Origin of the sequence: Nocardioides sp., from assembly GCF_047607185.1 — a bacterium.
In the GTDB taxonomy this organism is placed as follows: Bacteria; Actinomycetota; Actinomycetes; order Propionibacteriales; family Nocardioidaceae; genus Nocardioides.
Genome location: NZ_JASGDQ010000098.1, coordinates 1 through 7,611, shown reverse-complemented (window position 1 = coordinate 7,611; position 7,611 = coordinate 1). Strand labels below are relative to the sequence as shown.

General features: G+C 71.2%; 7 protein-coding genes. All 7 read right to left on the bottom strand.

From position 1 onward, the window contains the following. Positions 1-313: 313 nt before the first annotated feature. Genes QM595_RS11640 through QM595_RS11610 form a run of 7 tightly spaced genes read right to left on the bottom strand, consistent with a single transcriptional unit; the run spans position 314 to position 7,492 of the window. Entirely contained in the window at positions 314-1,156 is an 843-nt protein-coding gene (locus QM595_RS11640; RefSeq protein ID WP_415171718.1) for a shikimate dehydrogenase, read from the bottom strand. Beyond that, positions 1,156-2,430: an endolytic transglycosylase MltG gene (mltG, locus tag QM595_RS11635; protein ID WP_415171717.1), complete on the bottom strand. Its 1,275-nt coding sequence runs from the start codon at positions 2,428-2,430 to the stop codon at positions 1,156-1,158. The genes QM595_RS11640 and mltG overlap by 1 nt, the downstream gene beginning before the upstream one ends. Further along, the gene (ruvX, locus tag QM595_RS11630) at positions 2,423-2,896 is read right to left on the bottom strand and encodes a Holliday junction resolvase RuvX (protein WP_415171716.1); all 474 of its coding nucleotides are present in this window, start codon (positions 2,894-2,896) and stop codon (positions 2,423-2,425) included. Before ruvX ends, mltG begins: the two co-directional genes overlap by 8 nt. Next, on the bottom strand, positions 2,893-5,586 hold the full coding sequence (alaS, locus tag QM595_RS11625; RefSeq protein ID WP_415171719.1) for an alanine--tRNA ligase: 2,694 nt from the start codon (positions 5,584-5,586) through the stop codon (positions 2,893-2,895). The genes ruvX and alaS overlap by 4 nt, the downstream gene beginning before the upstream one ends. Before the next feature lie 32 nt (positions 5,587-5,618). After that, a complete protein-coding gene (locus QM595_RS11620) occupies positions 5,619-5,879 on the bottom strand; it encodes a DUF6167 family protein (RefSeq protein WP_415171715.1) in 261 nt (86 codons plus the stop codon). Beyond that, the gene (locus QM595_RS11615) at positions 5,876-6,097 is read right to left on the bottom strand and encodes a hypothetical protein (RefSeq protein ID WP_415171714.1); all 222 of its coding nucleotides are present in this window, start codon (positions 6,095-6,097) and stop codon (positions 5,876-5,878) included. The genes QM595_RS11620 and QM595_RS11615 overlap by 4 nt, the downstream gene beginning before the upstream one ends. A 39-nt stretch (positions 6,098-6,136) precedes the next feature. Continuing rightward, the gene (locus tag QM595_RS11610) at positions 6,137-7,492 is read right to left on the bottom strand and encodes a replication-associated recombination protein A (protein ID WP_415171713.1); all 1,356 of its coding nucleotides are present in this window, start codon (positions 7,490-7,492) and stop codon (positions 6,137-6,139) included. Positions 7,493-7,611: the final 119 nt, after the last annotated feature.

Below are 7,611 nucleotides of genomic sequence, written 5' to 3'. Positions count from 1 at the left end.
AGAGCACGTTCGAGAACTCGGCGTCGAGCTCGGCGTTGTCCAGCGTGCGTCATGGCAAGGCGGAGGAGGGAGCCATGCCGGAGGCATGGCGACCGACGACAACGCAGCCAGGGCGCGCGATGGGCGGCGCGGAGCCGGCGCCTCCGAGTTCTCGAACGCGCTCTTAGGACGCCGTGACCGGACGCCGGTCGATCAGCTTCTCCGCTCCGTCCACTTGCGAGCGGGCAGTGGCACCGGGGTGTCAGTTTGCGACCGGTGAAGCGGTGTCAGTTTGCGACCGCTCAGCGGGACTGCGGTGTCAGTTTGCGTCTGCTCACCAGGATTTGGGCGTCAGTTTGCGGCTGGTCAGCGGTGTGGGGGAGGCCAGCGCCGCCTCACCGGCGGCCCGCATCGCGGCAAGCGGGGCGGGGGCGCCGGTGAACTGCTCGAACTGGAGGACCGCCTGGTGCACCAGCAGGTCGAGGCCGGAGACCAGCGCGCCGGTGGCGGCCCTGGCGAGCGGGGTGGGCCACTGGTTGTAGGTGACCTCGAAGAGCAGCGGCACCTCGAAGAGCCGCTCCACCAGCGCCGGCGTCTGCGCGCCGGCCGGGATCGTCGCCACCACGACATCGGCGGGCTCGGCCTCTGCCAGCGGCACGACCTCCACCACCGGTCCGGCCGGGTGCCCGCGGAGCAGGCCTACGGTCTCGCCGGCGGTGGCGGGGGCTCGCACCGCGAGCACGATCCGGCTCACGCCCAGGTCCGCGACGGCGAGCCCGACCGATGCCGCCGTGGCACCGCCGCCGAGGATCGTGGCCGTCGCCAACGAGCCGTCGAACCGCTCCTCGATCGCCGCCACCGCGCCCGGCAGGTCGGTGTTGTCACCGGCCCAGCGGCCACCGGCCACCGGGATCAGCGTGTTGACGCCGCCGGCGAGCCGGGCTCGGTCGGTGAGCGTGACGGCCAGGCCCAGCGCCTCGCGCTTGAGCGGGGCCGTCACCGACAGCCCCCGCCACTCCCCTCTCAGCGAGTCGAGGAAGCCGGCCAGGGCGCCGGAGGCCACCCGGCGGGCGTCGTACTCCCAGCCGGTCAGTCCGAGCGCGGCGTACCCGGCCTGGTGCAGCACCGGCGAGAGCGAGTGCTCGACGGGGTCCCCCACCACCGCCGCGAACGGCATCAGCAGGCCCCGGCGGACTCGTTGGCGCAGTAGTCGCGCAGCTCGTTTCGGTAGGTCAGGAACTCGTCGTACGTCGTGGCGAACTTGGTCTCGCCGGTCGCCAGGTTGACCGTGACGTAGTAGGCCCAGTCGCCGTCGGCAGGGTTGAGCGCCGCCTCGATCGCCGCATCTCCTGGGTTGCTGATCGGCCCGGGCGGCAGCCCCTTGACGGCATAGGTGTTGTAAGCCGAGTCGACCTGCTTGTCCTCGTTGGTGATGCCAACGGTGAGCTTGCGGCCCAGGGCGTAGTCGACGGTGGCGTCGATCTCCAGCTTGCCGACCGTGCCGCCGATGCCGTTCTGCTCGATGCGGTTGTAGATCACCCGGGCGATCTTGGCCATGTCCTCGGGCGTCTTGCCCTCGGACTGGACCAGGCTGGCGACGGTCATGATCTGCGAGGGGGTGTAGCCGGCGCTCGCCTGACCCGCCTTGGCGACCAGGTCGAGCGAGGTGGCCGACTGCTTCCACCGGGTGACCATGTCCTTGATCATGTCCACCGGCTGCTCGTCCGGCCCGAAGGCGTACGTCGCCGGGAACAGATAGCCCTCGGGGTCGCCGCCGGCGTAGTCCGGCAGCCCGATCGCCGAGTCCTTCAGCGCCGCCTGGAAGTCCGCCTTGGCGAAGTCGGTCTTCTTCGCCAGGATCGCGACGATGTCGGAGGCCCGCAGACCTTCCGGGATCGTGACAGTGTTGGTGATGAGGTTGGCAGGGTCGACGAGCACGTCGAGGGCGTCGGTGGCCTTCATCTCCAGCTGCAGCTGGTAGAAGCCGACCTGGATGCCCGCCGCCTCGGGGTTGCCGCTGGCCGCGCTGATGAAGGCGTCCACCGAGGAGACCACGCCTGCCGACTTCAGGTTGCGGCCGATCTGCGCGGCGCTGTCGCCCTCGTGCACCTCGAAGGTGACGCTGCCGTGCGCGCTTTGGCCGTTGTAGTCCGAGGAGCCGCTCAGCGCGGAGTCGAGCTTGTCCTTGACCCAGGAGCCGGCGTAGAAGAGACCACCGGCGATCAGCGCCAGCGCCACCAGCGCCGCCAGGCAGCCAGGCAGCCGGCCGCTGCTCTTCTCGGCGCGCCGCTTGCCGGCGTCCTCGTAGTAGTCGTCCTCCGCCGGCTCCTCGCCCAGCAGCGGCGCCAGGGCCTCCGGCTCCTCTGCCGAGGGCGTCGTCGCGCCGAGATCGCGGACGGCGGGCCGCTCGGCGGTGTCCCCGATGTCCCTCGGCTCCGGTCCGTCAGTCATGTCCCACCTCGACGATCTCTCCAGGCGCTTCCCCCGAGGCGCGTTCGGTGTCCAGTGCGTGCTGCAGGATCAGTACGGCGGCGGCTTGGTCGACCACGGCACGCCGGTCTTGGCCCTTGCGGCCACGGTCGCGGAGCATAGCCTCCGCGCTGACCGTGGTGAGCCGCTCGTCGACGAGTCGGACCGACAACGGCGCGATCCGGCGGGCCAGCGCGGCGGCGAAGTCGCGCACCTTCGCTGTCGCGGGGTTCTCGCCGCCCTTGAGTGAGCGGGGCAGCCCGACGATCACCTCCAGCACGGTCGACTCGGCGGCGATCTCGGTGAGGATGGCGCCGATCCTGGCCAAGTCGCCCTTGCCGCGCTTGACGGTCTCGACCGGCGTGGCGAGGAATCCCGTGGGGTCGCTGCGCGCCACCCCGATTCGAGCGTCGCCGGGGTCGATCCCGAGCCGGACCCCGTGTCTCAAGGGCGGACCAGGCCGGGGACTAGAGCCAGCGCCTCGTCGATGCGAGAGGCGTCGCTACCGCCACCCTGCGCCAGGTCGTCCTTGCCGCCGCCCTTGCCGCCGACGACGGGGCTGACGCCGCGCAGCAGGTCGTTGGCCGAGAGCCCGCGGGCCCGGGCGGCCTCGTTGGTCGCGGTGACGACGGTGACCTTGCCGCCACCGTCGCCGATGAGCACGACCACGGCGGGCCGGCCGGCCTGGTCGAGCCGGGCGCGGACGTCCATCGCAAGGGTGCGTACGTCGCCGCCCGACGCGCCGACCGCGCGGGAGGCGACGACGGCCACGCCGTCGACGTCCAGCGCGGCGTCGGCGATGGTGCCGGCGGAGGCGAGCAGCTGGCCGAGACGGACCTTCTCGATCTCCTTCTCGGCGCCGCGGAGTCGCTCGACCAGGTCGCCCACCCGTTCGGGCAGCTCCTCGGGGCGCGCCTTGAGCGCCTCGGAGAGCTGGGCGACGAGGACGTGCTCGCGGGCCAGGAACTGGTAGGCGTCGGTGCCGACCAGTGCCTCGACGCGCCGTACGCCGGAGCCGATCGAGGACTCGCCGAGCAGCTTGATGATGCCGAGTCGGCCCGAGCTCTGGGTGTGGGTGCCGCCGCAGAGCTCGCGGGCCCAGTCCCCGACGGAGACCACCCGGACCTGGTCGCCGTACTTCTCGCCGAAGAGGGCCATCGCGCCGGAGGCGACCGCCTCCCTCTGGCTCATGATCTCGGCATGGACCGCGAGGTCGTCGAGGATGACGGCGTTGACGCGGGCTTCGACGTCGGCCATCACCGAGGCTGGCACCGCACCGGTGGCCGAGAAATCGAACCGGAACCGGCCCGGCGCGTTCTCGGAGCCGGCCTGGGTGGCGGTCTCGCCAAGCGCCTCGCGGAAGGCCTTGTGCACCATGTGGGTGGCGGTGTGGGCGCGGCTGATCGCCAGTCGGCGGCCGGTGTCGACCAGCGCGTGCGCGGCCTGGCCGGGAGTGACCTCGCCGTTGACGACCCGCACCTTGTGGGCGACCAGCCCCGTGATCGGCTTCTGTACGTCGAGCACCTGCAACCGGGCGCCGTTGGCCAGCTCGATGAGGCCGGTGTCGGCGAGCTGGCCACCGCCCTCGGCGTAGAACGGGGTACGGTCGAGGACCAGCTCGATCTCGTCGCCCTCGCTCGCCGAGACCGCGACCGAGCCGTCCGCGCCGACGATGCCGCGCACCACTGCCTCGTCGGTCGTGGTGTCGTAGCCGGTGAAGGTCACCTCGTGGCCGATCGCGTCGGCGATCTCGCGGTAGGCGGCGGCGTCCTTGTGGGCGCTCTTCTTCGCCCGGGCGTCGGCCTTGGCCCGCTGCCGCTGCTCGTCCATGAGCCGGCGGAAGCCGTCCTCGTCGACGGCGAGGCCCTGCTCGGCGGCCATCTCCAGGGTCAGGTCGATGGGGAAGCCGTAGGTGTCGTGGAGCTGGAAGGCCCGCTCGCCGGGGAAGCTGACGCTCCCGCCCTGCTTCACCTCGGCGGCGGCGAGGTCGAAGATCTGGGTGCCCGCCTTGAGGGTCTGCCGGAAGGCGTCCTCCTCGGCGAACGCCACGGCCGAGATCCGATCCCACTCGCGGTGGAGGTAGTCGTAGGTCTCCCCCATCTTGTCGCGGGAGACGGGGAGCAGCTCGGGCAGCACCCGGTCCTCGGTGCCGAGCAGCCGCATCGAGCGGATCGCCCGGCGCAGCAGCCGGCGCAGGACGTAGCCGCGGCCCTCGTTGCCCGGGGTGACGCCGTCGGCGATGAGCATCATCGAGGAGCGGACGTGGTCGGCGACGACCCGGAACCTGACGTCGTTCGCCAAAGAATCAGACCCCGTCGTCGTCCCGTAGGTCTTGCCGGTGAGCGCCTGGGCCTTCTCGATGACCGGGAAGACGACATCGGTCTCGTACATGTTGGCGCGACCCTGCAGCAGGTAGGCGACCCGCTCCAGCCCCATCCCGGTGTCGATGTTCTTCTTCGGCAGCGAGCCGGCGATGTCGAAGTCGCTCTTGGAGCGCACCGCGGAGAGCTCGTCCTGCATGAAGACCAGGTTCCAGAACTCCAGGTAGCGATCGCCGGCGTCCCAGTCACGGTCGGCGCCGAACTCCGGGCCCCGATCGATGAGGATCTCCGAGCAGGGGCCGCCCGGGCCGGGCACGCCCATCGACCAGTAGTTCTCCTTGGCCGGCAGCCGGACGATGCGGTCGTCGGGCAGTCCGGTGACGCGTCGCCAGATCTCGACGGCCTCGTCGTCGCCGTCGAGGACGCTGGGGTAGAGCAGCCCCTCGTCGAAGCCGAAGCCGCCGTCGGCGATCGGCTTGGTGACCAGGTCCCACGCGATGGTGATGGCGCCTTCCTTGAAATAGTCGCCGAAGGAGAAGTTGCCGCACATCTCGAAGAAGGTGCCGTGGCGGGTGGTCTTGCCGACATCCTCGATGTCAGGGGTGCGGATGCACTTCTGCACGCTGGTCGCGCGCGGGAACGGCGGGGTCTCCTGGCCCAGGAAGTACGGCTTGAACGGCACCATGCCGGCGTTGACGAACAGCAGGTTGGGGTCGTCGAGCAGCAGCGATGCCGACGGCACCACGGTGTGGGGTCCCACGGTGGTGTTGTTGGCGAAGTGCGCGGTGAAGCGGCGGCGGATCTCCGCCGTGCTCAGCCACGTCTCCGGTCGCTGGCTCGCGAGCTCGCTCACTGCTGTCCTTCCAGTTCCATCGTCTTGGTCTTGCTCTCGAGACTCGGCAACCCGAACCGCTCGCGCAACTCGGTTTCCTTGTCGACCCGTGCCTGAGCCACCTCGGTGGCGACCACCCGGGCGCCGGCCTTGACCGCCTCGGCGCGGTCTCGCAGTCCCTCGGGCGAGAGTGCGTCGACGACCCGGCGGGCCCGGAAGGCCGCATAGGCGCCGACGCCGGCGCCGGCGACGAACCAGGCGATCCGGCCGGCGTTCACCGGCCCACCTCTGGCAGCGCCTCCTGATCGCGGCGAGCGCGGTACTCCCGCAGCGCCGCCTTGACCTCCGCCTTGCGTGCCTTGCGCCGGCGGCGCAGCTCGCTCTTCATGGTCCAGCGGGCGCGGAACCGGGTCTCGGGGTGAACCGCCCGGCGCAGACCGTGGCACCAAGCGGCGGCCGAGATCGCCGCCTCACGCGCGCGATCGCTGGGGCTCATAGGCACTGACCCTATCGCGGCGGACCATGACGTCCCGCCTCAGCCGCCGGTCCCACGCACGATCCGTCGTACCCGCTCCCAGCGCTCCTTGATGCCGGCCTCGGCGCCGACCTCCTTCGGCTGGTAGTAGGCCGCCTCCGCCAGCACGTCGGGAAGGTACTGCTGCTCGGCGATGCCGAACGGCTCGTCATGGGCGTACTTGTAGTCGGCGCCGTGGCCGAGCTTCCTGGCGCCGCCGTAGTGGGCGTCGCGCAGGTGGGCGGGCACCTGCCCGATCTTGCCGGCGCGTACGTCGGCCAGGGCCGCCCCGATGGCGGTGGTGACGGCGTTGGACTTCGGCGCCACCGCCAGCGCGATGGTCGCGTGAGCCAGCGTGAGGTGGCCCTCGGGCATCCCGATGAGCTGCACGGTCTGCGCGGCAGCGACGGCCGTGGTGAGGGCGGTGGGGTCGGCCAGGCCGATGTCCTCGCTGGCCAGGATCATCAGCCGGCGGGCGATGAAGCGCGGGTCCTCGCCGGCCTCGATCATCCGGGCGAGGTAGTGCAGCGCGGCGTCGGCGTCGGAGCCGCGCACCGACTTGATGAAGGCGCTGATGACGTCGTAGTGCTGGTCGCCATCGCGGTCGTAGCGCACCGCGGCGGTGTCGACGGCGGTCTCGGCGGTGGCGAGGTCGATCGTCGTACCGCCTCGGGTGTGGGCGGCGCCGGCGGCGGCCTCGAGGTAGGTGAGCGAGCGGCGGGCGTCGCCGCCGGCCAGCCGCACCAGATGGTCGAGAGCGTCGTCGTCGATGGTGTAGGCGCTGGCCAGGCCTCGCTCGTCCTCCAGCGCTCGCTCCAGCACGCCGCGGATGTCGTCGTCGGTCAGCGACTCCAGCCGGAGCAGCAGGCTACGGGAGAGCAGCGGCGAGATCACCGAGAAGTAGGGGTTCTCGGTGGTGGCGGCGACCAGCGTCACCCAGCGGTTCTCGACGCCGGGCAGCAGCGCGTCCTGCTGCGCCTTGGAGAAGCGGTGCACCTCGTCGACGAAGAGCACCGTCTCCTTGCCGGTCGCGACGAGCTCGGCGCGGGCGGAGTCGATCGCCGCGCGCACCTCCTTGACGCCGGCCGAGACCGCCGAGATCTCCACGAACCGGCGGTCGGTCTGCCGCGACACAATCGAGGCGATGGTGGTCTTGCCGGTGCCGGGCGGCCCCCAAAGCAGCAGCGAGAGCGACCGGTCGCCCTCGATCAGCTGCCGCAGCGGCGAGCCGGCGGCCTTGAGCTGCTGCTGCCCCACGAGCTCGTCGAGGGTACGTGGCCGCATCCGCACCGCCAGCGGCGCGTGGGCGTGGTCCGAGCCCGAGAGAGAGCCCCCGGACCGGGCTGGCGCCCCCATCTCGAACAATCCCTCAGACACCCCTCAACCCTAAGGCGCGAGTCGGCAGAAGTGCGGGTCCAGGACAGCCCGAGTCGGCACAAGTGCAGGTCCATAACGGCCCGAGTCGGCACAAGTGCAGGCAGGCCACCTGCACTTGT